The organism is Agrococcus sp. GCM10030265, from assembly GCF_042666675.1.
Lineage (GTDB): Bacteria > Actinomycetota > Actinomycetes > Actinomycetales > Microbacteriaceae > Agrococcus.
The window spans coordinates 139,680-163,691 of the sequence record NZ_JBHTCZ010000001.1 but is presented as its reverse complement, the minus strand read 5'-3'; the positions used below and the strand labels follow the sequence as shown (position 1 = coordinate 163,691).

20 protein-coding genes are annotated in these 24,012 nt (G+C 73.6%); 14 read left to right on the top strand and 6 right to left on the bottom strand.

The window, feature by feature from the left end:
• The first annotated feature begins 135 nt into the window (after positions 1-135).
• A complete protein-coding gene (locus ACFQPP_RS00650) occupies positions 136-708 on the top strand; it encodes a DUF4352 domain-containing protein (RefSeq protein ID WP_376914537.1) in 573 nt (190 codons plus the stop codon).
• An 88-nt stretch (positions 709-796) separates the two neighbouring features.
• Here ACFQPP_RS00650 and ACFQPP_RS00645 read toward each other — a convergent pair whose 3' ends face one another.
• From ACFQPP_RS00645 to ACFQPP_RS00635, 3 genes are all read right to left on the bottom strand, one after another.
• Positions 797-1,207, bottom strand: coding sequence for a hypothetical protein (locus ACFQPP_RS00645; RefSeq protein WP_376914535.1), 411 nt, complete (start codon positions 1,205-1,207; stop codon positions 797-799).
• A 38-nt stretch (positions 1,208-1,245) separates the two neighbouring features.
• Complete coding sequence (locus ACFQPP_RS00640) at positions 1,246-2,133, bottom strand: DMT family transporter (protein WP_376914533.1); 888 nt, start codon at positions 2,131-2,133, stop codon at positions 1,246-1,248.
• A gap of 98 nt (positions 2,134-2,231) precedes the next feature.
• On the bottom strand, positions 2,232-5,207 hold the full coding sequence (locus ACFQPP_RS00635) for an alpha-mannosidase (protein WP_376914531.1): 2,976 nt from the start codon (positions 5,205-5,207) through the stop codon (positions 2,232-2,234).
• 224 nt (positions 5,208-5,431) lie between these two features.
• On the opposite strand from ACFQPP_RS00635, the gene ACFQPP_RS00630 reads away from it, so the two are divergent.
• From ACFQPP_RS00630 to treZ, 7 genes are all read left to right on the top strand, one after another.
• Positions 5,432-6,091 carry a pentapeptide repeat-containing protein gene (locus ACFQPP_RS00630; RefSeq protein WP_376914530.1) on the top strand — a complete coding sequence of 220 codons (660 nt, stop codon included), beginning with the start codon at positions 5,432-5,434 and terminating at the stop codon, positions 6,089-6,091.
• 199 nt (positions 6,092-6,290) lie between these two features.
• A complete protein-coding gene (locus tag ACFQPP_RS00625) occupies positions 6,291-6,737 on the top strand; it encodes a DoxX family protein (RefSeq protein ID WP_376914528.1) in 447 nt (148 codons plus the stop codon).
• Positions 6,738-6,756: 19 nt separating this feature from the next.
• Positions 6,757-7,230, top strand: coding sequence for a YbaK/EbsC family protein (locus tag ACFQPP_RS00620; RefSeq protein WP_376914527.1), 474 nt, complete (start codon positions 6,757-6,759; stop codon positions 7,228-7,230).
• A complete protein-coding gene (locus ACFQPP_RS00615) occupies positions 7,230-8,060 on the top strand; it encodes an InlB B-repeat-containing protein (RefSeq protein WP_376914525.1) in 831 nt (276 codons plus the stop codon). Before ACFQPP_RS00620 ends, ACFQPP_RS00615 begins: the two co-directional genes overlap by 1 nt.
• Positions 8,061-8,176: 116 nt before the next feature.
• Positions 8,177-10,507, top strand: a complete 2,331-nt coding sequence (glgX, locus tag ACFQPP_RS00610) for a glycogen debranching protein GlgX (protein ID WP_376914524.1) — start codon at positions 8,177-8,179, stop codon at positions 10,505-10,507.
• Complete coding sequence (gene treY, locus ACFQPP_RS00605) at positions 10,507-12,813, top strand: malto-oligosyltrehalose synthase (RefSeq protein ID WP_376915280.1); 2,307 nt, start codon at positions 10,507-10,509, stop codon at positions 12,811-12,813. Before glgX ends, treY begins: the two co-directional genes overlap by 1 nt.
• Before the next feature lie 139 nt (positions 12,814-12,952).
• Complete coding sequence (treZ, locus tag ACFQPP_RS00600; RefSeq protein WP_376914522.1) at positions 12,953-14,734, top strand: malto-oligosyltrehalose trehalohydrolase; 1,782 nt, start codon at positions 12,953-12,955, stop codon at positions 14,732-14,734.
• A gap of 160 nt (positions 14,735-14,894) precedes the next feature.
• Here treZ and ACFQPP_RS00595 read toward each other — a convergent pair whose 3' ends face one another.
• Positions 14,895-15,872, bottom strand: coding sequence for a helix-turn-helix domain-containing protein (locus tag ACFQPP_RS00595; RefSeq protein WP_376914520.1), 978 nt, complete (start codon positions 15,870-15,872; stop codon positions 14,895-14,897).
• A gap of 99 nt (positions 15,873-15,971) precedes the next feature.
• Here ACFQPP_RS00595 and ACFQPP_RS00590 point away from each other — a divergent pair, with 99 nt between their 5' ends.
• The 3 genes from ACFQPP_RS00590 to ACFQPP_RS00580 all read left to right on the top strand — a co-directional run bounded on the left by ACFQPP_RS00590 (position 15,972) and on the right by ACFQPP_RS00580 (position 19,076).
• Positions 15,972-16,256 (top strand): hypothetical protein, encoded by a 285-nt coding sequence (locus tag ACFQPP_RS00590; protein WP_376914519.1) that lies wholly within the window; start codon positions 15,972-15,974, stop codon positions 16,254-16,256.
• A gap of 158 nt (positions 16,257-16,414) precedes the next feature.
• Positions 16,415-17,401, top strand: coding sequence for an EamA family transporter (locus ACFQPP_RS00585; RefSeq protein WP_376914517.1), 987 nt, complete (start codon positions 16,415-16,417; stop codon positions 17,399-17,401).
• Positions 17,402-17,669: 268 nt separating this feature from the next.
• Positions 17,670-19,076, top strand: a complete 1,407-nt coding sequence (locus ACFQPP_RS00580) for an amidohydrolase (RefSeq protein WP_376914515.1) — start codon at positions 17,670-17,672, stop codon at positions 19,074-19,076.
• Positions 19,077-19,094: 18 nt separating this feature from the next.
• On the opposite strand, the gene ACFQPP_RS00575 is transcribed toward ACFQPP_RS00580, so the two are convergent.
• Positions 19,095-19,553 (bottom strand): hypothetical protein, encoded by a 459-nt coding sequence (locus ACFQPP_RS00575; RefSeq protein WP_376914514.1) that lies wholly within the window; start codon positions 19,551-19,553, stop codon positions 19,095-19,097.
• A 13-nt stretch (positions 19,554-19,566) separates the two neighbouring features.
• Positions 19,567-20,136, bottom strand: a complete 570-nt coding sequence (locus tag ACFQPP_RS00570) for a hypothetical protein (protein WP_376914512.1) — start codon at positions 20,134-20,136, stop codon at positions 19,567-19,569.
• Between the two features lie 125 nt (positions 20,137-20,261).
• Here ACFQPP_RS00570 and ACFQPP_RS00565 point away from each other — a divergent pair, with 125 nt between their 5' ends.
• The 3 genes from ACFQPP_RS00565 (at position 20,262) to ACFQPP_RS00555 (ending at position 23,979) form a co-directional block, all read left to right on the top strand.
• Positions 20,262-22,349 (top strand): acyl-CoA dehydrogenase, encoded by a 2,088-nt coding sequence (locus tag ACFQPP_RS00565; protein WP_376914510.1) that lies wholly within the window; start codon positions 20,262-20,264, stop codon positions 22,347-22,349.
• A 107-nt stretch (positions 22,350-22,456) separates the two neighbouring features.
• A complete protein-coding gene (locus ACFQPP_RS00560; protein WP_376914508.1) occupies positions 22,457-23,068 on the top strand; it encodes a cyclodeaminase/cyclohydrolase family protein in 612 nt (203 codons plus the stop codon).
• The gene (locus ACFQPP_RS00555; protein WP_376914507.1) at positions 23,065-23,979 is read left to right on the top strand and encodes a tetrahydrofolate dehydrogenase/cyclohydrolase catalytic domain-containing protein; all 915 of its coding nucleotides are present in this window, start codon (positions 23,065-23,067) and stop codon (positions 23,977-23,979) included. The genes ACFQPP_RS00560 and ACFQPP_RS00555 overlap by 4 nt, the downstream gene beginning before the upstream one ends.
• Positions 23,980-24,012: the final 33 nt, after the last annotated feature.

Below are 24,012 nucleotides of genomic sequence, written 5' to 3'. Positions count from 1 at the left end.
GCCGCGAGCACCCACGCGCCAGGGCGTCCGACCCGGTCGCGATCCGCGACCGATCGGCCGCGAGATGCGACCGAGACGGCCTGCCGAGGATGCGGCACGGCGTCGCACGCTGGTCTCCGACCAGGAGGAGATCCCATGCACATCGCATCCAGCACCATCCGCCGCACCCTCGCGGCAGCAGTTCCCGTCGTCGCCGTCGGCCTCGCGCTCGTGGGCTGCGGCGCATCCGCATCCGCTCCCGCCGCCGAGTCGCCGGCCCCTGCCGCGAGCGACGCAGCCTCGACCGAGCCCGCGGCACCTGCCGAGGAGGCACAGCCCGCCGTCGGCCAGGTCGTCTCGGTCGACGGCTGGGACTTCACCGTCGTGTCGGTCGGCGCGGCGCAGGAGGCCGTCGGCTCGGGCCCGCTGTCGGCGGACGCGCAGGGCGTCTACGTGCCCGTGAGCGTGACCATCACGAACACCGCGAACGAGGCGCAGCTGCTCACGAGCGACGCCGTGGCCATCGTCGATGCGAACGGCGCCGAGTACTCGGCCGACTCGACGGCGGCGATCTACGACGAGTCGGCGATCGAGGTCTTCGGCGAGGTGAACCCGGGCATCACGCTCACGGGCCCCGTCTACTTCGACGTGCCCGACGGCACGGTGCCCACCGCGGTGACCTTCACGGGCGCGCTGTTCGGTGGAGAGACGGTGACGGTCGCGCTCTGACCGTCGCCGGTCGGCGGCTGCGGCGTCCGCCCGCGATCGCCGCGTCGCGCCCCGCATCCCTCGACGGCGATGCGGGGCGCGGCAGCGCTCAGCCGGTCGGCAGCGTCGGCCAGCGCACGACGCCGAGCTCGACCCACACGAGGGTCGCCGCGACGGCGAGGCACGCCACGAGCACGTTCGTGCCCGCGAGGGCGATGTAGGCGCGGCGCCGCCTGCCCGTCGAGATGCGGTGCAGGCTCCACGACAGCGGCGCCGCGATGAGCGCGACGAGCAGCGCGATCGACGGCGCGACGAGGTGCGGGATGCATGCGAGCACGACGAGCGCGATCGTGCCGGCGACGGCCGCCCACGGCGGGCGCTCGGCCTGGTCGGCGAGGGTGGCGGCGTCGGCGTCGGCCGCCGCCTCCGACGCGTCGTCGAGCTCGATGCGCTCGGGCAGCGGCACGCGCACGATCGGCGGCACGTCGCCGCGGCGCAGGCGCTCGATCTCGTCGTCCACGGCTCCATCCTCCCGCGCCCGTTCGCGGGGGTGGCGCGCTACTGCTGCACGATGGCGCCCGTGTCGGGTGTCACGGGTGGATCCCTGCGGGCCGTGAGCGCGACGCCCGCCGACGCGACGACGACGATGCCGAGCGCCAGCACCTCGACCCCGCCGATGCGCTCGCCGACGATCACGAGCGCGAAGAGCCCGGCTGCGACGGGCTCGAGCGACATGAGCACGCCGAACACGCGAGGCGGGATGCGTCGCAGGGCCGCGAGTTCGAAGGCGTACGCGAGGGCGCTCGACAGGATCGCGACCCCGAGCGCCGGCAGCAGCAGCCACGGCTGCGCCGCGACGCCCGTCACGGCGCCGACCGCGCCGAACGGGGTCGACACGAGCGCCGCGATGCACATCGCGACCGTGAGCCCTCCGACGCCCGGCACGAGCTCGCCCACCGCGTGCGACGACAGGATGTACGCCGCCCAGCACGCGCCCGCGGCGACCGCGAGGGCGACGCCCAGCGGATCGAGCGCGCCCGTGAGCGACTGCACGCCGATGATCGCGACGCCGCCGCCCGCGAGCAGCACCCACGCCGCATCCACGACGCGACGCGACAGCACGAGGGCGAGCACGAGCGGGCCCAGCAGCTCGAGGGTGACGGCGAGCGCGAGCGGGATGCGCGAGGCGGCGACGTAGAACAGCAGGTTCATGCTGCCGAGCGCGACGCCGAGCAGCACGACGGCGCGCCATGTGCGGCGATCCCATTCGCGCACCTTCGGCCGCGCGATCGCGAGCAGGATGAGCGACGCGAACGCGAGCCGCAGCCAGGTGACGGCGGCGGGGTCGAGGTGCTCGAAGAGCAGCTTGGCGATGGCGGCGCCCGCCTGCACCGAGCAGATGCCCGCGAGGACGAGCGCGATGCCGGAGCCGCCACGACGATCCATCCGCACCCTCCGACGCTACCCGGCGAGATGCGCACCACGGCGCCACGGCAGGCCCGCATGCGTCGTGCCTGCCCGCTCGGGCGCGCATCTCGCCGCCGTCAGGACTCCAGCACGAACGTCGCGATCTCGAACGGCCGCAGCGAGACGGCGGCGAGGTCGGCGGGCACGGCATCCGCGTCGAGCGCGCCCGCGGCGTCGACGCGCCGCTCGAGCATGTCGGTGCGCCATGCGGCCCCGTGCGGGATGGCGACGTCGAGCGCCGTCGTCGTGGCGCGCCCGAGCGACTCGTACACGCGCACCACCGTGCCGTCGGAGTCGTATGCGGGAGCGATCGTCTCGACGATCACCCCGGCATCGGATGCGGTGACGAGCGGCGGCATCGCATCCGCGCGCGCTCGCACGACGCGCACGGGCGCCTGCAGCCGGTAGCCGTCGGCGATCACCTCGTGCAGGGCGCCGGGCGCGTAGGGGCGGATGGCGTAGGCGAACGCGTGCTCGCCGCGATCGGCCGTTCGGTCGGGGAAGGTCGGCGAGCGCAGCAGCGCGAGGGAGACGAGGCCGTGCTTCGCGCGATGCCCGTACTTGCCGTCGTTGAGCAGCGCGAAGCCGCCCGTGGCGTCCTCGACGGCGAGCCAGCGATGCGCGCACACCTCGAACTGCGCCCGCTCGACGCTGTCGCGCTCGGTCGTGGGCCTGCGGATGTGGCCCATCTGGATCTCGCACAGCGCCTCGTCGCCGTACCGCGTCGGTCGGTGCTCGGCGCGCAGCATGCGATGCGTCTGCCGCCAGTCGACGCGCGTCTCGAACCGCACCGCGCCCTGGCCCGCCTCGAGCACGACGTCCTGCTCGATGCGCACCTTCGGCCCCACGAGCACGTGACGCCGCACGGCGCGCGGCCCGTCGACGTGCCACGACCGCTCGGCGACGCGCAGCGGCCTGCCGGGCGCCGCGGCGGCCTTCGGCGAGATGTCCCAGGCGTCGAACGGGATGCGCAGCGGGTCGCGATGCAGCACGAGGCGGTTGAGGCCCTCGCCCGCGTGCTCGAACCCGTCGGCGTCGACGAGCGAGACGATGGCACCCGTCGCGTCGTCGAACCGCACGGTGAGCAGGCCGTTCGCGAGCCCGGATGCGTCGGCGACGAGCTGCGGATGCTCGGGCTCGGGCACGAGCGCGGCCGTCGCGTAGGGCGGCACCTGCGCGCGCATCCATCGCCCGTCGACGCGCACGGGCTCGTCGCGCGCGACGGGAGCGAGGTTGAGGGCGGCCGGCGCGTCGCCGTCGGCGGGGAGCGCCTCGACGAGCGAGGCGATGCGCGCCTCGACGACGCCCGCGAGCCGCGCGAACGCCTCGACGGACTCGCGGTGCACGCGCGCGATCGACGAGCCGGGCAGGATGTCGTGGAACTGCTGCAGCAGGGCCTCCTGCCAGACGGGCTCGAGCTCGTCGCGCACCTGCGCGCGCACCGCGGGGCCATGCGCGGACGCGAGGGCCTCGACGTCGTGCAGCAGCCGCTCGAGCGTGCGGTTCCAGCGCTTCGTGGCCGCCTGCGTCGTGTACGTGCCCTGGTGCTTCTCGAGGTAGAGCTCGCCGCGGTGCGTGTGGCGCACGTCGCGCGTGGCGAGGTCGCGGAAGAAGTCCGATGCGCTGCCGCGGGCGACGCGGGGGAGGCCCGCGATGCCTGCGCCCGCCTCGCGATCGAGCAGCTCGTGGTGCACCTCGCTCGGCCCGCCGCCGCCATCGCCGCCGCCGTAGACGAGCAGCGCGGTGCCGAGGTCGCGCTCCGGATGCCGCCGCAGGCCCTTCAGCAGCCCGTCCGCGGCCGCGCGACTGTTGTAGTCGCCCTCGGGCGGCATGTGCACGAGCACCTCGGAGCCGTCGATGCCCGCCCAGCGGAACGTGCGATGGGGGAAGTCGTTGACCTCGTTCCAGGCGAGCTTGATGGTCTGGAACCACTCCATGCCCGTGCCGCGCAGGATCTGGGGGAGCGCGCCCGAGTAGCCGAACGTGTCGGGCAGCCAGCACAGCCGCAGGTCGTCGTCGGCGAGCCCCAGCTCGCGCTGCAGGAAGCGACGGCCGACGACGGCCTGGCGGATGAGCGACTCGCCGCTCGGCAGGTTCGTGTCCGGCTCGATCCAGAACGAGCCCTGCGCCTCGACGCCGCCGGACGCGACGGCGGCCTTGAGGCGTGCGAAGAGCGCCGGCTGCTCGTCGCGCATCCACTGCATCTGCTGCGGCTGGCTCGTGCCGTAGACGTAGCCGGGGCGGCGCTCGACGGCGTCGAGCTGTCGTGCGTAGGTGCGCGCGGCCTTCCTGCGTGTCTCGCGCAGCGGCCACAGCCACGCCATGTCGAGATGGCCGTGCCCGACGGCCGTGTAGGCGAGGTCGCTCGTCGACGGCGCGGCGAGGGCGGGGGCGAGGGATGCGCGAGCCGCCTCGAGGTCGCCTGCGCCAAAGCGCGACCAGGCCGCGTCGAGCGCGGTGCGGAGGCTGCGGCGCAGCGCCGCGTCGTCGGTGCTGCCGGCGAGCATCGTGAGCGTGAGCTGGTCGAAGTAGAGGGCGTACGCCGTCTCGTCGCGCACGGCGAGGTGCGCGCCGTGGAAGACCGCCCTGCCGACGGGGTAGATGAGCAGGCCGTTGTACGTCGCGTCGGCGTAGAGGTCGATGGGCCGCGCGGCGTCGACGCCGCGCACGGTGCGGAAGCGGCCGCCGGGATGCGGCAGGTCGCCCTGCAGGTAGACGGTGCTCACGGCGTCGAGCACGTCGCCCGCCGCGTCGTGCACGAGCGCCTCGCCGCGGATGCCCAGCAGCACCTCCGCGCGCGGATCGGCCGGCGCGGGGCCGGTGAGGTGCAGCCATCCGCACTCGAAGACGTCGCCCCACGCCGTGCCCGGTCGGATGGGCCGGAAGTCGCTCGGCTGCCAGTCGCCGAACCGCGTCGGCTCGGGCGAGACGAGGATCGACGCCTGCAGCGGGGCGATGCGGTGCCAGATGCGCGCGCGCATCGCACGGAGCCTGCGATACGCGGTGGGCTGCTCGGCGGGGAGGCCGACGAGCCAGCTGGCGAGCGCCCGCACGGCACCTCCTTGCATGTCGAGGCCGCGGCCGGGCGCGAGGCGCCAGGCGGATCGGCGTCAGCGTACGGGCATCCACCGCGCGCCGCCTGGGCGTGGCGCGCACGCTCGGCATGTGCGCAGGGCGGCAGCCGGCGGTCGCCCGCGTGCATGCCGCCGCGGGCATCGGCGTCGCGTGCGAGCATGGCCGGGCCCGCCGATGGGCGGGCGACGACGAGAGGATGCGCATGCCGAGCGACCGACTGCCGGCGCCGATCGAGCCCTCGCTGCGACTCGCGAGCCTCGAGGACGTGCGCGGCGACGCGATCCGCCCCGGCGCGGTGCTCGACCGCGCGCGCATCGTCGACGTGGACTCCGTGGACGCGGACCTCGACGAGCTCGCGCTCTCCGAGTGCGTCGTCGAGCGCTGGCAGGCCACGGGCGCGCGGCTGCGGCACGCGCGCATCGCCGAGTCGCGCATCGAGCGGCTCGACGCCGCGACGCTCGACGCGTCGCGCAGCGCGTGGCGCGACGTCGAGATCGTCGCGTCGCGCATCGGATCGATCGACCTGTCGGATGCGAGCATCCGGTCGCTCGTGCTCGTCGGCTGCAAGCTCGGCCACGTCAACCTGCGCGCGGCGCGCGTGCGCGACCTCACGGTGCGCGACTGCACCGTCGACGTGCTCGACGTCGGCGACGCCGAGCTCGAGCGCGTCGCGTTCCCCGGCTCGACGGTCGCGACGCTCGAGCTGCCGCGCGCTCGCCTCCGGCACGTCGACCTGCGCGGTCTCGAGCCGCGCGCCGTCTCGCCCGTCGCGGCCCTCGCGGGCGCGACGATCGACCGCGACCAGCTCGCGCTGCTCGCGCCCGCCTTCGCCGACCACCTCGGCATCCGCGTCGTCGGCTGACGTCGCCCGCCCCGCGGTTCCGCATCGCAGGCGATCCGGCGGGGCGAGGGGCATCGTCCCTCGCCACCCGTGCATCGCCTGCGAAGCGCGAACCCCCTCCCGGCCAGCCCCGGACCCCGCACCTGCCCGCCGGGCATAGCCGCGGCAGAGGTGCGGCGGGGAGACTGCCGCGCGTCCTCCCGTCGACCGAAGGGTCCCCATGCGTCCGCTGTCCGCATCCGCTCCGCTCGCCACCGACCTCGCGCTGCTCGTGCTGCGCCTCGTGATCGGCGGCGTCATGGTCGCGCACGGCGCGCAGAAGCTCTTCGCGCAGGGGCTCGACGCCACCGTCGCGGGCTTCGCGGGCATGGGCGTGCCGATGCCCCAGATCGCCGCGCCGCTCGTCATCGGCGTCGAGCTCGTGGGCGGCGCGCTCATCGTGCTGGGTGCCGCGCTGCCCATCGTGGGGCTCCTCGTCGCGATCGACATGGCCGTCGCGCTCGCGCTCGTGCACGCGCCGTTCGGCGTCTTCGTCGCCGAGGGCGGCTGGGAGCTCGTGGCGGCGCTCGGCGCGGGCGCGCTCGCGCTCGCGGTCGTGGGCGGTGGCCGCATCGGCGTCGACGGCATGCTCGGCGGTCGCTCGCGGCGCCGTCGCGCTCGCGCCTGAGTCGAGGCAGGATGGCGGCGTGACCATCCCCGCGAAGGCCGTCGCCCTCCAGCAGCAGCTCGCCGCACTCGGCGTCGACGTCGAGATCATCCGCTTCCCCGGCGGCGTGCACACGGCGAAGGCCGCCGCGGAGGCGTTGGGCATCGAGGTGGGGCAGATCGCGAACTCGCTGATCTTCTGGATGGCGGATGCGCCGCTCCTCGTCATGACGAGCGGCAGGCACCGCGTCGACACGGCGAAGCTCGCCGCCGAGCTGGAGGAGGGCCCGATCGAGCGCGCGACGCCCGAGCAGGTGCGAGCGGCGACGAGCCAGGTCATCGGGGGCGTCGCGCCGCTCGGACATCCCGCGCCCATCCGCACGATCGTCGACGTCGCGCTCGCCGAGCACGACCGCATCTCGGCGGCCGCTGGCACGCCGGACACCGTCTTCCTCTGCACCTTCGACGAGCTCGTGCGCGTCACCGGCGGCGAGGTGCGCGTCGTCGGCGACTGATGCGCGCGAACGCGGACGGCCAGGGCGCCCAGGCGCCCACGCCGCCGGCACGCGCGGGCTGCTCCTCCACCGGCTGGAACCGCTCGTTCGCCGACGTCACGAGCGACCTCACGGTCGCCGCGACGTACGAGGCGAACGACTACCTCGTGTCGTTCGACGCGGCCGGCGGCACCGTCGTGTCGGCGCCGCTGCAGGTCACGTTCGACGAGCCCTACGGCGCGCTGCCCGTGCCCGAGCGCGCCGGCTACGACCTCGACGGCTGGGTGCTCGCGCTCGAGGACGGCTCCGTCTCGACCGTGGACGCCGACACGATCGTCTCGACGCCGTCCGACCACGTGCTCGAGGCAGCGTGGCGGCTGGACGCCACCGTCGACTCGATCGTGCTCACCCCCTCCGGCACCGAGGTGGCGCAGGGCGGCTCCGCGACGTTCGCGGCCGAGGGCTCCAACGACGCCGGCCTCTCGGTCGGCGACGTGACGGCCGACGTGACGCTCACCTCCGACGTCGCGACCGACGTCGTCGACGGCGCGACCGTCACGTTCCCGACCGCGAGCCCCCACACCATCACGCCCACGCACGTCGATGGCGCCACGGACGCGGTCGTCATCGAGGTGCAGGCGGCGGCGTCGCCCGCGCCGAGCGCACCCGTCCCGAGCGCACCCGCGCCGAGCGCACCCGCACCCGGCGCCCCGGCGCCGGGATCGCCCACGGCACCGTCGGCCGGCCACCTGCCGACCACCGGTGGCGAGCCGCTCGCGGTCGTCGCCGCCCTCGCGCTCCTGCTCATGGCAGGCGGCGCGCTCACGCTGCGCCGACACGCCACCCGCTGAGCCGGTCCCGTCCGGGCGCGAGCGCGCGCCCGGACGGGTCTCGCATCCCTACGCATCCCGCAGGCTCGAGCGCAAGTCCGATGGATGCTCACCATTCGCCCCGTAGTGTCGGCGAGGTGAGCGACGCACCTGAGGTCTGGCCCGGCACCGCATACCCGCTGGGCGCCACGTACGACGGCAATGGCACGAACTTCGCCCTCTTCACCGAGGTCGCGGAGCGCGTGGAGCTGTGCCTGTTCGACGACGAGGGCACCGAGACGAGGGTCGACCTCGTGGAGGTCGACGCCTACGTTTGGCACGGGTACCTGCCGAACGTGCAGCCCGGCCAGCGGTACGGCTACCGCGTGCACGGCCCCTACGACCCGTCGCAGGGCCTGCGCTGCAACCCGTCGAAGCTGCTGCTCGACCCGTACGCGAAGGCGACGAGCGGCGACATCGACTGGGGCCAGCCGCTCTTCTCGTACACGTTCGGCGACCCCGAGACCCGCAACGACGAGGACTCGGCGCCGTACATGACGCACTCCGTCGTCATCAGCCCCTTCTTCGACTGGTCCGGCGACCGCGCCCCGCGCATCCCCTACAACGAGTCGGTCATCTACGAGGCGCACGTGAAGGGGCTCACGCAGCTGCACCCCGACGTGCCCGAGGCGATGCGCGGCACCTATGCCGCCGTCGCCCACCCGAGCCTCATCGCCCACTACAAGAAGCTCGGCATCACCGCCGTCGAGCTCATGCCCGTGCACCAGTTCGTGCACGACTCGACGCTGCAGGAGAAGGGCCTCCGCAACTACTGGGGCTACAACACCCTCGCGTTCTTCGCCCCCCACGCCGAGTACGCCGCATCCGGCTCGCTCGGGCAGCAGGTGCAGGAGTTCAAGGGCATGGTGAAGGCGCTGCACGCCGAGGGCATCGAGGTCATCCTCGACGTGGTCTACAACCACACCGCCGAGGGCAACCACATGGGCCCGACGCTCAGCATGCGCGGCATCGACAACGCGGCCTACTACCGCCTCGTCGAGGGCGACCTGCAGCACTACATGGACTACACGGGCACCGGCAACACGCTCAACGTGCGCACGCCGCACTCGCTGCAGCTCATCATGGACTCGCTGCGCTACTGGGTCACCGAGATGCACGTCGACGGCTTCCGCTTCGACCTCGCGTCGGCGCTCGCACGCGAGTTCTTCGACGTCGACCGCCTCGCGACCTTCTTCGAGCTCGTGCAGCAGGATCCGGTGATCAGCCAGGTCAAGCTCATCGCCGAGCCGTGGGACGTCGGCCCCGGCGGCTACCAGGTCGGCAACTTCCCGCCGCTGTGGACGGAGTGGAACGGCAAGTACCGCGACACCGTCCGCGACTTCTGGCGCGGCGAGCCCGGCGCCGTCGGCGACTTCGCGAGCCGCCTCGCAGGCTCCGCCGACCTCTACGAGGACTCCGGCCGCCGGCCCTTCGCATCCATCAACTTCGTCACGGCGCACGACGGCTTCACCATGCGCGACCTCGTGTCGTACAACGAGAAGCACAACGAGGCGAACGGCGAGGACTCGAAGGACGGCGAGAGCCACAACCGCTCGTACAACCACGGCGTCGAGGGGCCCACCGACGACCCGTTCATCCTCTCGACGCGCGCCAGGCAGCAGCGCAACATGCTCGCGACGCTGCTGCTCAGCCAGGGCGTGCCGATGATCCTGCACGGCGACGAGCTCGGCCGCACGCAGCAGGGCAACAACAACACGTACGCCCAGGACTCCGAGATCGCGTGGATCGACTGGGAGAGCGCCGACCACCCGCTCATCGAGTTCACGGCCGCCGTCGCGCGCCTGCGGCACGAGCACCCCACCTTCCACCGCAAGCGCTTCTTCACGGGCTCGACGGTGCGCACGGGCGACGGCGAGCGCCTCAACGACATCGTCTGGCTGTCGCCGCAGGGCCAGCCGATGGAGTCGGAGGACTGGGAGCAGCCCGACGACAAGACCATCGGCATGTACCTCAACGGCAACGGCATCGCAGGCCGCGGCATGCGAGGCGAGCCGATCCACGACGACCACTTCCTGCTCTACTGCAACGCGTCCGAGCAGGACGTCGAGATCACGCTGCCCTCCGAGGAGTACGCGCCGCGTTGGACGGTCGCGATCGACACGGGCGGCGAGGTCGGCGCGCAGCCGCTCGCACCCGGTGCGACGGCGACGATCATGGCGCGCAGCCTCGTCCTCATGCAGGAGGCGCATCACGTCGAGAGCGACGACTCGTCGGTCGCCGCCTCGGTCGCGAGCCTCGCGCCCTCGGCCGTCGACGACGAGCCGTCGACCGCGACGGGCGCGATCGCGATCGGGCAGAGCCCACGCTCGGTGCCCGACCCCGCGGGCGACGCGATGCGCGCGGACGCCATCGCACGCGCCGAGCAGATCGAGCCCGCAGGCACCGACGACGCCGACGAGCGCGCGTGATGCGCACGCCCACGAGCACGTACCGGCTGCAGATCACCGCCGAGCAGACCCTCCACGACGCCGCAGGCCGGCTCGAGGCGCTGCACGACCTCGGCGTCGACTGGGTCTACCTCTCGCCGATCCTCGCGGCGGAGCCCGGATCCGACCACGGCTACGACGTGATCGCGCACGACCGCGTCGACGCGTCCCGAGGCGGGCCCGAGGGGCTCGCGGCGCTCTCGGCCGAGGCGCGCCGCCTCGGCATGGGCGTGCTCGTCGACATCGTGCCGAACCACGTGGGCGTCGCGACGCCCGAGCAGAACGCGTGGTGGTGGGATGTGCTGCGGCTCGGCCGCGAGTCGGCCCACGCCGACGCGTTCGACGTCGACTGGGCGCAGCACGACGGCCGCATCCTGCTGCCCATCGTGGGCGACGACGACCTGCTCGACGACGGCCGCGTCGACCACCTCGAGCTCGACGGCGACGTGCTGCGCTACTGGGACACCGCACTGCCCGTCGCGCCCGGCTCCGCGGCCGACGGCGACGACGCGAACGCGGTGCTCGCCCGTCAGCACTACGTGCTCGGCCACTGGCAGCGCGGCGACGACGAGCTCGCGTACCGTCGCTTCTTCGCCGTCACGACCCTCGCCGCCATCCGCGTCGAGGACCGCGCGGTCTTCGACGCGTCGCACGTCGAGATCCGCCGCTGGTTCGACGAGGACCTCGTCGACGGCCTGCGCGTCGACCACCCCGACGGGCTGCGCGACCCCGAGGGCTACCTCCGCGACCTCGCCGAGCTCACGAGCGGCGCGTACGTGCTCGTCGAGAAGATCCTCGAGCCCGGCGAGGAGCTGCCCGCGTGGCCGACGGCCGGCACGACCGGCTACGACGCCCTGGGGCTCGTCGACCGCGTGCTCACCGACCCGACGGCCGAGCAGGCCCTCGACGCCATCGAGACGCGGCTGCGCGGGCTGCCGCTCGACTGGCACGCGCTCATCCACCGCACGAAGCGCGGCATCGCCGACTCGATCCTGCACGCGGAGGTGCTGCGCCTCGAGCGCGAGGTGCGCGCAGCGCACGCCGACGCGCCCGACGACACGGCCGATGCGCTCGCCGAGCTGCTCGCATGCTTCCCCGTGTACCGCTCGTACCTGCCGCAGGGCGCCGAGCACCTGCACCACGCAGCCGAGGAGTCGGCGCACTGGCGTCCCGACCTCAGCGAGACCGTCGCGTGGCTGCTGCCCATCCTGCTCGACCCGGCCGAGCAGGCTGCGCGTCGCTTCCAGCAGACGAGCGGCATGGTCATGGCGAAGGGCGTCGAGGACACGGCGTTCTACCGCGCCGCCCGGCTGACGTCGCTCAACGAGGTCGGCGGCGACCCCTCCGTCTTCGCGATCGCGCCTGTCGACCTGCACGTCGCGCTGTCGCGCAGGCAGGAGCGCTGGCCGCACGCCATGACGACCCTGTCGACGCACGACACGAAGCGCGGCGAGGACGTCCGCGCGCGCATCACGACGATCGCCGAGGTGCCGCAGGCGTGGGAGGCGCTGCTCGACCGCATGCTGCCGCATGCGCCGCAGCACGACCGCCCGTTCTCGAGCCTGCTGCTGCAGGCCGTCGTCGGCGCCTGGCCGGCGAGCCGCGAGCGCCTCCTCGCGTACGCCGAGAAGGCGTCGCGCGAGGCCGACGCCCGCACGCACTGGACGGCACCCGACGCGGCGTACGAGGAGGGCCTCGTCGCCTTCGTCGACGCGTGCCTCGAGGGCGAGGGGCGTGCGGCGATCGAGGCGTTCGTCGCCTCCGTCGACCCCGGCTGGCGTGCCAACGTGCTCTCGGCCAAGCTGCTCGCGCTCGCGATGCCCGGCGTGCCCGACGTCTACCAGGGGTCGGAGGTGCGCGAGCTCTCGCTCGTCGACCCCGACAACCGACGGCCGATCGACTGGGCCGAGGCCGACGCGCTCCGCGAGCGCGCCGCGACCGAGCCCGCGCACGTCGACGACCTCGAGCACGCGAAGGTGCGCGTCGTGCGCGAGACGCTGCGCCTGCGCCGCGACCGACCCGAGCTCACGCGGTCGTACGCGCCCGTGCTCGCACGCGGTGCAGCCGCCGACCACGCCTTCGCCTTCGACCGCGGTGGCGCGATCGCCGTCGTCACCCGCCTGCCGCTCGGGCTCGCCCGGCGCGGCGGATGGGGCGACGCGGTGCTGCCCGTGCCCGAGGGGCGGTGGGTCGAGCTGCTCACCGGCCGCGAGGTCGATGGCGGCAGCGTGCCGCTCGCCGAGCTGCTGCGCGACCTGCCCGTGGCCCTCCTCGCACCCGCCGTCTGAGCGGCGCGCGGCTGCGCCTCGCAGCCGCGCGTCCCTGCGGGGCTGCGCGTCTCGGCCGTGCGTCGCTGCGGCATAGCACGCCCGAGCCGAACGCTCCTGCCCGTCGCGCGGGTCGCCAGGCGTTTGCCAGGGTGGAGGCATGGCCGACCACGAGTACCGAGTCTGGGCACCGCGAGCCGAGCGGATGCGCCTCGTCACCGAGCACGCATCCACCGAGATGGAGGCCGTCGGCGACGGCTGGTGGCAGCAGACGGGCCCGGCGGGTGAGTACGGCTTCCAGATCGGCGACGACGACGCCGTGCGCCCCGACCCGCGCTCCCGCAGGCAGCCGCGCGGCGTGCACGACCGGTCGCAGACCTTCGACCCCGGCGAGCACGACTGGCAGGACGCCGCCTGGACGGGGCGTCGCCTCGCCGGTGGCGTGATCTACGAGCTGCACGTCGGCACGTTCACGCCCGAGGGCACCTTCGACGCCGCCGCGACGCGCCTCGAGCACCTCGCGTCGCTCGGGGTCACGCACGTCGAGCTGCTGCCGGTCAACGCGTTCAACGGCACCCACAACTGGGGCTACGACGGCGTGCTCTGGTACGCCGTGCAGGAGCAGTACGGCGGGCCCGCGGGCTACCAGCGCTTCGTCGACGCCTGCCACCAGGCGGGCATGGCCGTCATCCAGGACGTCGTCTACAACCACCTCGGCCCGAGCGGCAACTACCTGCCGCTCTACGGCCCGTACCTCGGCGACGAGCGCAACACGTGGGGCGAGGTCGTGCAGGTGCGCGAGCCCGAGGTGCGCCGCTACATCGTCGAGAACGCGCTGTACTGGCTGCGCGACATGCACGTCGACGCGCTGCGGCTCGACGCCGTGCACGCGCTCGTCGACGACGCCGACGACCACATCCTCGAGGCGCTCGCCGTCGCGGTCGCATCCGAGTCGGCGCATCAGGGGCGCCCGCTGACGCTCATCGCCGAGTCCGACCTCAACGACCCGCGGCTCGTCACGCCGCGCGAGGGCGGCGGCTACGGGCTCGACGCGCAGTGGAGCGACGACTACCACCACGCCGTCCACGTCGCGCTCACGCGCGAGACGAGCGGCTACTACGCCGACTTCGAGCCGCTCGGCGCGCTCGCGAAGGCGATCGAGCGCGGCTTCTTCCACGACGGCACGATGTCGACCTTCCGCGGACGCGAGCACGGGCATCCCATCGACGTCGCGCACATGCCGTCGTGGCGCCTGGTCGTCAGCGCGCAGAACCACGACCAGATCGGCAACCGCGCCGTCGGCGACCGCACCGCCGAGGTGCTCGACGACTCGCAGCTGCTCGTCGCCGCGCTGCTGCTCTACGCAGGCCCGTACACGCCCATGCTGTTCCAGGGCGAGGAGTGGGCCGCGTCGAGCCCGTTCCAGTTCTTCACGTCGCACCCGGAGGAGGAGCTCGGGCGGCTGACGGCCGAGGGTCGCATCGCCGAGTTCGCCGAGATGGGCTGGGATGCCGACGTCGTGCCCGACCCGCAGGATCCCGAGACGTTCCGTCGCTCGCGGCTGCGCTGGGAGGAGATGGGCTCGGGTCGCCACGCCGTCGTGCTCGAGGGCTACCAGCGGCTCGCGACCCTGCGCCGCGAGTGGGCGGCGCTCACGGATCCGTCGATGGACGCGAATCGCGTCGTCGTCGACGAGGCGGCGCGCACGCTGCGCCTCTCGCGCGGCGGCTCGCTGCGCCTCGCCGGCTCATCCGATGCGGAGGCAGCGCCCGGCACGGGCCCGGTCGACGTGCTCGTGAACGTGGGCGACGCGCCGTGGGATGCGCCCGTGCCGCTCGGCTCGTCGCTGCTCTTCGGCACGGCCGACGCCGTGGCGCTCGACGACGGCGCCGTCCACCTGCCGCCGGGCAGCGGCGCGCTCGTGGCGCTGCCGATCGCCTAGCCGGCCGCCGCGGGGCGGGGTTCCCCCGCATCCGCGACACGAGGTGAGCGTGAGCGGGACGCCGAGGGTGCATTCCACCTCGCGGCCCGCTCACGCTCATCCCGTGCGGGCGTGCGGCCGTGCGGCCGTGCGGGCGTGCGGCTGTGCGGGCGTGCGGGCGCTAGGCCACGGGCTCCAGCGCCTGGCGCGTCAGCTGGAACCGCTGCCGGTAGGCGCTCGGCGTGGTGGTGAGCAGCTGCTGGAAGTGATGGCGCATGAGCGCGGCCGTGCCGAACCCGGCCTCGCCGGCGACGGCGTCGAGCGTCAGGTCGGTCGCCTCGAGCAGCTGCTGCGCCCTGCGCACCCGCTGGCTCGCGAGCCACGCGGCCGGCGTCGTGCCGAGCTCGTCCTTGAAGCGGCGCGCGAAGGTGCGCTCGCTCATGTGCGCGCGAGCGGCGAGGGACGCGACGGAGTGGTCGTCGGAGAGATGCGCCGACATCCAGGCCACGAGCGGCGCGAGGGTCTCGGCGCGCCGCTCGACGACGGGTCCGGTCGCGTACTGGCTCTGCCCGCCGTCGCGCTGCGGCGGCATGACCATGCCGCGTGCGATGGTCGACGCCGCCTGCGCGCCGAGCAGCAGCGTCACGAGATGCAGCGCGGCGTCGATGGCGCCCGCGGTGCCGGCGCTCGTGACGATGCGGCCGTGCTGCACGTACAGCGCGTCGCATGCGACGTCGATCGCGGGATGCTCGTCCTGCATGCGGTCGGCATGACGCCAATGCGTCGTGGCACGGCCGCCGTCGAGCAGCCCCGCGCGGGCGAGCACGAAGGCGCCCGTGCAGAGCGAGAGGATCCACGCGCCGCGCTCGTGCGCCCTGCGGATCGCATCGAGCACCTCGGTGCCGCACGTGTCCTCGGCGCAGTCGCGGAAGGCCGGGACGACCACGACGTCGGCCTCGTCGACGAACGCGAGGTCGTGGTCGACGTGGAGCGCGAAGCCGCCCTGGTAGTCGACGGCGACGCGCCCGGGCACGGGTGCGACGACGCGGAAGTCGAAGCGGGGCACCCCGTGCGCCGATCGGTCGTCGCCGAACACCTCGCAGGCGACGCCGACCTCGAACGGGTTGACGAGATCGTCGACGATGCATGCGACCTTCACGGCGCCTCCCGGATGCCTCGACCGCGTTGGCGGGATCTTGACGTACGACGGCAATCGTGCCACTGGTGGCAGGATCTCGCAAGGTGTGCACTTGCTGCCATGAACCTCCTCTTCGCCCTCCTCGTCGTCATCGCCGTCCTCTCCCTCGTCGCGCTCGCGTGGGACGTGCGTGCAGACGGCCACCGCGCACGGCCCGTCGACCCCGAGCTGCATCGGCGGCTCCGCACCCGCGAGGAGTCGCGTCGTGCGGCCCTCGAGGACGCGCGGGCCGCAGCGGCCGCTGCCCACTCGGCGCCCGTGCCGCCCGAGCTCGCCACGTGGCGCATCGCCCCGCACGTCGCGACGCGTCGCCCGCGCATCCGCGCGCAGCGCGTGCGCCACTGACGCCCGCGCGGATGCGCACGCAGCGGCGGCTCGCCTGCCATGTGCACACGAGACCGCGCTCAGCGCGCATCCCGGTCGGCAGGGCCGTGACGCTCGCCGCGCCACGCCGCTCGCGGTGGCATGCCGATCGCCGCCCGCCGACGAACCAGGATGGATGCATGCCTCCCCGCCATGTCGCCCTCGCGCTGCTCGTGGTGCTGCTGTGGGGCTCGAACTTCGTCGTCATCGACATCGGGCTCGAGGAGCTGCCGCCGTTCCTGCTGCTCGCGCTCCGGTTCGTCGTCGTGCTGATCCCCGCCGTCTTCCTCGTGCCGAAGCCCGACCTGCCGTGGCGCACGATCCTCGCCGTGGGCGCCACCATGTCGCTCGGACAGTTCGCGCTCCTCTACCTCGGCCTCTCGCTCGGCATGCCGCCCGGCCTCGCGTCGCTCGTGCTGCAGTGCCAGGTCGTCGTGACGATCGTCGTCGCGGCGCTCGCGCTCGGCGAGCGGCCCACGCGCATCCAGCTCGTCGGCATCGGCATCGCGGTGGTGGGCGTTGCGGTCGTGGCGCTCGGCCGCTCGGGCGACGTGCCGCTCGTCGCCCTGCTGCTCGTCGTCGCCTCGGCGGCGACCTGGGCGATCGGCAACGTCATCACGCGCAAGGCGGGCGCCGCGAGCGGCCTGGGCCTCACCGTCTGGTCGGCCGTCGTGGTGCCGGTGCCCATGGCGGCGCTCTCGCTCGCGGTCGACGGACCCGAGCGGATCGTGGAGGCGCTCGCGACCGTCAGCCCGCTCGGCATCGGCTCGATCGTCTACACCGCGGTCGTCGCGAGCCTCGTCGGCTACGGCATCTGGAACTCGCTGCTCGCACGCCATCCCGCGTCGAGCGTCGTGCCGTTCGCCATGCTGGTGCCCGTGATCGGCATCGCGACGAGCGTGCTCGTGCGCGGCGAGCGGCCGTCGGTCGCCGAGCTCGTGGGTGGCGGGGTGCTGCTCGTCGGCATCGCCGTCGCGAACGGCGTCGCCGCCCGCATCGTCGACGTCGCGCGGGGTCGACGTCGGGCGCCAGATCCCGAGACGGCGCCCATCACGATCGCGAGCGTGGTCGAGGATCCGCCGGCGGAGCGCGACGTCGACCCGGCCGCCCGCCCCGGCACCGCCTGACCCTCGCCAGCCACCAGCCTCGCACTGCGCCTCGCGCTTCGCGTCTCGTGCGCCGCGTCTTGCGTCTCGCGTCTTGCGCGTCGCGCACCACGTCTCGCGTCTCCCGTCTCGCGCATCGCGTCTCGCGTCTCCCGTCTCGCGCATCGCGTCTCGCGTCTCGCAGGCGATCCCGGCAGCGCAGGGAACATGCCCCTCGGCTGCCGGGATCGCCTGCGAAACGCACACCGCGCAGCGCGATCCGCAGCCACGGCGGCGCTAGCGTGACGAGGTGAGGATCACCCGCGCTCGCCTGCACGACGGCTCCGTCGTCGACCTCGACGTGGCCGACGGCCGCATCGCCGCCATCCGCCCCACCGCCGGTGCTGCGGGAGGCGACGTCGACCTCGACGGCCGCATCCTCGTGCCCGGCCTGTGGGACGAGCACGTGCACCTCGGCCAGTGGGCCACGCACCGGCGGCGCATCTCGCTCGCCGACGTCTCGAGCGCGACCGAGGCCGCAGCGCGCATCGGCGAGGGGCTGCGCAGGTACCCGAGCGACGAGCCCCTCGTCGCCGTCGGCATGCGCGAGGGGCTGTGGTCGGATGCGCCGAGCCGCGCCCTGCTCGATGCCGTCGCGGGCGAGCGGCCCGTCACGGCGATCAGCGCCGACCTGCATGCGACGTGGTCGAGCGCGGCGATGGGGCGGATGCTCGACGTCGACCTGCCGGAGGACGGCATGCTGCGCGAGCACGCGAGCTTCTCGGCGATGGCCCGACTCGAGGCGACGGTCGACGACGTGGCGCGGCGCAGATGGATCGGCGAGGCGCTCGACGATGCGACCCGACGCGGCGTCGTCGGCATCACCGACCTCGACCTCGACGACGCCGTGGGCGCGTGGGCGAAGCGCACCCCGCCGCCCATCCGGGTCGAGGTCGGCGTGTACCCGCACGACCTCGACGCCGCGGAGGCGCGCGGCGACCGCACGGGCAGGCGCATCCTCGAGCGCGTGCACGTCGGCCCGCTCAAGGTCATCACGGACGGCTCGCTCGGCACCCGCACCGCGTTCTGCCACGACCCGTACCCGGATGGGGGGCGCGGGGTCATGGAGGTCGCGCCGGCCACGCTGCGGGCCGTGCTCGAGCGTGGGCGACGGATGGGGCTGACGAACGCCGTCCACGCGATCGGCGACGCGGCGCTGGGCGAGGTGCTCGACGTCTTCGCCGACCTCGGCGTCACCGGCCGCATCGAGCACGCGCAGCTCGCGACCGACGCCGACGTCGCGCGCATGGGCGAGCTCGGCGTCACCGCATCCATCCAGCCCGAGCACATGCTCGACGACCGCGAGCTCATCGCCCTCTACTGGGCCGGTCGCGAGCGGCTCGCGTACCGCATCCGCTCGCTGCTCGACGCCGGGGTGCGCGTCATCCTGGGCTCCGACGCCCCGGTCGCGCCGCTCGACCCGTGGGTCGCGATGTCGGCGGCCGTGACGCGCACGCGCGACGGGGATGCGCCGTGGCAGCCGCACGAGGGCATCGACGTCGCCACGGCGATCGACGCGTCGACCCGGTCGCGAATCGCGGTGGGCGAGCCCGCCGACCTCGTCGCGATCGGCGCCGAGCTCGAGGCCGAGCGGCTGCGCACGATGCCCGTCGACCTGACGATCGTCGCCGGCGACGTCGTCCACTCCTCGCTGTAGGAGGCGGCGGCCGGATGCTCAGCCGGCGGAGAGGGGGCGCGTGACGTACTCCTCGGGGATCGTGCCGTGCTCGTAGTAGTGCAGGTAGATGCGCGTCGCCTCGGCGGCGTCGAACGTCTCGGTGTCGCGCACCTGCTGCGAGCCGTGAGGCCACGAGATCAGCACGGCCTGGGCGGCGCCGGTCGGCGCCCGTCCGACGACGACGTGCTGCGCCTCGCCCGCGGCCCCGGCCGCCGAGCGCATCTCGATGGTCATCCGCTCCGACGTCCCGGCCGACTGCAGGAAGCTGCTCGGCCAGTCGTCGGGCAGGCGATCCGCGAGCGATCGCCCCTCGGGCAGCCGCGCGAGCGAGACCGCGAAGAGCTCCTCGCCGTCGAGCGTCGCGAGGGCGCGCGCGATCATGGTCTCCGGGCCCCTGACGGTGCTGACCTCGAAGTGCGTGTCGCCGTTCGACGTGATCACGTGCGTGTGCGACATGGTGCCCCCCACGTTAGTCAACGCGGATGACGACGACGCTGATGACCTCGATCGCCTCACCGTCCAGCACGCCCCGTGCCGGGTTCGTGGCGCTCAACGCCTCATCGAAGAGCCGCTGCACGTGATTCACGCCCTCGTACCTCGCGCCTGCCGAGCCGCTCTTCACCTCGATGCCCTCGAACCGGTTGCTCTCGATCCGTACGAGCCCGTCGTAGTAGCGACTCTGATCCGAGCCATCGACGCGCACGCGCACCTGCTGTGCGTTCGGCGTCTCCCCGAAGATGCGCGCGTATCGGCGCAGACCCTCGGCCTCATGGTCCTTCGCGACGTGATCGCGCCCGGTGTAGCGCCCGCGTGCGTCTCGGCCATAGGAGCGCACGACCGCATCGACCCGTTCGCGGTTCGTGCTCGCGGTGCTCGAGGCGTCAGCGCGCATCGAGGCGTCGGTCTCGTCGGTACGATCGCGGATCCGGTCGGCTCCATCGCGCTGCCGGGCACCTCCGCCCACCTCCGCGCGCGGCCATGGCGCAGCACGTTGTCGAGTGCACACCACTGTGAAGCCGATCGACAGGAGGGTTCCCACAATTGCGATCGAGCCCGCTCGGCCGTCGCCTGTCGCGGACGACAACGCTCGCCACCGCCTCCACGACTCGGCGTACCGTCGCTGCCGACAGCGACATCCGACGACGGAAGAACCTGGAGGCACCGGTGGTCGACACCCTGTCCGCATCCGAGCCGCTCGAGGCCGACGAGGCGCACGCGCCGCTCGACCTCGCGCCCACGCCGCGCACCGGCACGATCGACGTCGACTGGCTCGGCCGCGATCTGCTGGGGCAGTGGGCCGACCGCCGCCTGGCCGCACGCGCCAAGGCCGCGAACCCCGACTACCAGCGCATCCTGAACCAGACGATGGAGGAGCACCGCGCACGCGTGCTCGGCCAGATGCGCCTGCTCGCCGACGACGGCGCCGTGCTCGTCGCCTTCCCCGCCTCGATCGGCGGCGAGGACGACCACGGCGGCAACATCGCCGGCTTCGAGGAGCTCGTGCTCGCCGACCCGTCGCTGCAGATCAAGTCGGGCGTGCAGTACGGCCTCTTCGGCGCCGCGGTGCTGCACCTAGGCACCGAGCGCCACCACGAGACGCTGCTGCCGCCCATCATGCGCTTCGACGTGCCCGGCGCCTTCGCCATGACCGAGACGGGCCACGGCTCCGACGTCGCCTCGATCGGCACGACGGCCACGTACGACGAGGCGACGGAGGAGTTCGTCATCCACACGCCGTTCCGCGGTGCGTGGAAGGACTACCTCGGCAACGCGGCGAACGACGGCGTGGCCGCCGTGGTGTTCGCGAAGCTCGTCACGAAGGGCGTCGACCACGGCGTGCACGCCTTCTACGTCGACATCCGCGATCCCGAGACCGGGGAGTTCCTCCCCGGCATCGGCGGCGAGGACGACGGCGTCAAGGGCGGGCTCAACGGCATCGACAACGGGCGCCTGCACTTCGACGGCGTGCGCGTGCCGCGCGTCAACCTGCTGAACCGCTACGGCGACGTCGCGGCCGACGGCACCTACTCGTCGCCGATCGCGAGCCCCGGTCGCCGCTTCTTCACGATGCTCGGCACCCTCGTGCAGGGTCGCGTCTCGCTCGACGGCGCCTCGGTCGTCGCGTCGAAGGCGGCGCTCGCGATCGCCATCCGCTACGGCACGCAGCGACGCCAGTTCACGTCGTCGAGCGATGTCGAGGAGGAGGTGCTGCTCGACTACCGCAGGCACCAGAAGCGCCTGTTCACGCGCCTCGCCAAGACGTACGCGATGTCGTACGCGCACGACCGCCTCCTCGCCGAGTTCGACGGCGTGTTCTCGGGTCGCACCGACACCCCGGAGCACCGCGAGGATCTCGAGACCCTCGCGGCGGGCCTCAAGGCGCTGTCGACGTGGTCGGCGCTCGACACGCTGCAGGAGGCCCGTGAGGCATGCGGCGGCGCCGGCTTCCTCGCCGAGAACCGCCTCACCGCGCTGCGTGCCGACCTCGACGTCTACGCGACGTTCGAGGGCGACAACACCGTCATGCTGCAGCTCGTCGGCAAGCGCCTCCTCGGCGACTTCGCCAAGCAGTTCAAGGGCGCGTCGGCTGCGCAGCTCGCGCAGTTCGCCGCGAAGGAGTTCGCCGGACGTGCCGCCGCGCAGGTCGGCCTGCACCAGGTCGCGCAGGACGTGCGCGACCGCGGGCAGGCGGCGACGGCGTCGCGCGCCCTGCGGCAGACGGCGGTGCAGCGCGAGCTGCTCACCGACCGCGTCGAGACGATGGTCGCCGAGATCGCCGGGCGCCTGCGGCACGTGCCGCGCGGCGACGCGGCGAAGTCGTCGAAGGCCTTCAACAACGTGCAGAACGAGCTCATCGAGGCCGCACGCGCCTGGGCCGAGCTGCAGCAGTGGAAGGCGCTCACCGAGGCCGTCGAGCGGATGTCGGGCGAGACGGCGCGCGTCATGACGTGGGTGCGCGACCTCTTCGCGCTCACCCTGCTCGAGCGGCACCTCGCCTGGTACCTCTCGAACGGTCGTCTCTCGGGGGCGCGCGCCAAGGTCGTCGGCTCGACGATCGAGCGCCTGCTCGTGAAGATCCGCCCGCACGCGCTCGACCTCGTCGACGCGTTCGGCCTCGGCGACGAGCACCTGCGCGCGCCCATCGCATCGGGCGCGGAGGCTGAGCGTCAGGACGAGGCGCGGGCGTACTACGAGGCGCAGCGCGCCGCCGGCACGCTGCCGACGCCCGAGAAGCAGGCCGAGCGCCGCTGACACGGCATCGACGCGAGGGCGGGGCATCCGGGATGGATGACCCGCCCTTCGCGCGTGCGGGCCTGGGGCGCACCCGCGGCGCTCGCGGCCCGGTATCGTCGCAGCACGTGAGCGAGAGTCTGTGGGATGCGACCGGCGACGAGCTGCTGCGGCGCACGGCATCGGCGGATCCGACCCCGGGCGGCGGCTCGATCTCGGCGCATGCCGCCTCGCTCGGCACGGCGCTCGTGCTCATGGCGATCGACGTGACGCTCGCCGCGAAGGGCACCGGCGAGGACGCCGCCGCGACGCTGCAGGATGCTCGGCGCAGCGGTGCGGGCATCCTCGAGACCCTGCGCGCCGCGGTCGACGCCGACGTCGAGGTGTTCGAGACGCTCATGGGCGCCTACCGCATGCCGCGCGGCGACGACGCCGAGCGCGCCGACCGCTCGGCCGCGATCCGCGTCGAGACGGTCATCGCGACCGTCGCGCCGCTCGACGTCGCCGACGCCGCCCTCGAGGCCGTCGCGTTCTCGGTGGCCGTGGAGCCGCTCGTGAAGGCCGACGTGCGCAGCGACGTGCTCGCCGGTCGCGACCTGCTGCTGGGCGCCGCGCGAGCAGCCGTGCGCACCGCCGACGTCAACCTCGCGAGCCTCGACGACGAGCCCGCGCTGCACGAGCGCAGGCAGCGCGCGTGGGATGCGATCGTCACCGCACTGTCGAGCGAGGAGCCCGCATGACCGCGACCGTCGTCGATCCGTCCGAGGTCGCTCGCGCCTATCGCGACGAGGTCCGGGCATCCGTGTCGGCGCTCGCCGAGCGGGGCCGCACGCTGCGCGTCGTCGGCATCCTCAGCCAGCACGACGGGCCTGCGGCCACGTACGCGCGGCACGCGGTGCGCGGATGCGAGGCCGTGGGCATCGCCATGGAGGTGCGGCACGTGGGCGCCGACGAGGTCGAGGGCGCGATCGCCGCGGCGAACGCCGACCACGACGTCGACGGCATCTTCCTCTACTACCCGCTCATGGATCCCGTCGCCGACCGGTGGCTGCGCGAGCTCGTCGACCCCCGCAAGGACATCGAGGGCATGCACTCGTTCTGGAGCCGGCTGCTCTACGAGAACCGCCGCTTCGTCGACGAGGGAGGGCTGCAGCGCGCCATCCTGCCGTGCACGCCGCTCGCGATCCTCAAGCTGCTGCAGCACGCCGGCATGCGCGGCGAGGGCACCGAGGCGCCGCTCGAGGGCATCACGGCGTGCGTCATCAACCGGTCGGACATCGTCGGCAGGCCGCTCGCGGCGATGCTCGCGAACGACGGCGCCCGCGTGCACTCGCTCGACGTGCACGGCTCGCTGCTGCTCGAGCCCGCCATCGGCAGGCACACGCACGACGTGCGCGACTCGACCGCGACGCGTGCCGAGGCGCTCGCGCAGGCCGACGTCGTCGTGTCCGCGGTGCCCGCCGCGGCGTTCGAGCCCATCACGGGTGCCGAGCTGAAGCCCGGCGCGCTGCTCGTGAACGTGGCCGAGCGGCGCAACTTCGACGAGTCGGCGATGGAGGTCGCGTCGGCGTTCGTGCCTCGCGTCGGCCCGCTGACGGTGACGATGGCGACGCGCAACCTCGTGCGGCTCGTGGAGACCCTCGGCCGCTGACCGCCCGCGGGCCTCGCCCCCGGCTCGGGCTGC